This window comes from Sulfitobacter sp. CW3, assembly GCF_019392245.1.
Classification (GTDB): Bacteria; Pseudomonadota; Alphaproteobacteria; order Rhodobacterales; family Rhodobacteraceae; genus Sulfitobacter.
Window position 1 is genome coordinate 1 of the sequence record NZ_JAHXRL010000438.1, and the last position, 250, is coordinate 250.

Genomic DNA, 250 nt, shown 5'->3' on the forward strand with positions numbered 1-250 from the left:
GTCCGTCAGCTCGGCGATCTCCCGGTAGCCGCGCGGCTTCGGCAGGCGGGCATCGCCGGTGGACGTGTCGATGCCGCTGGCCGCCTTGGCCAGCGCGCGAAGCGGATGGGCGAGGCGCTCCGCCGCCGACCAGCCCAGCAGCGCGAACAGGAGCGTGAAGGCCACCCCGCCGAGCATCAGCCGGTTGATGATCGGATCGGAGATCGCCTTCGCCACCTCGACGGGCTGCCGCACCAGGACCGTCCAGGGC

General features: G+C 72.8%; 1 protein-coding gene. It reads right to left on the minus strand.

Features of this window, described 5'->3' with window-relative positions; genetic code table 11:
* Positions 1–250: hypothetical protein (locus KZZ06_RS21725; RefSeq protein ID WP_219581988.1), on the minus strand; the 250-nt coding region annotated here is incomplete at both ends.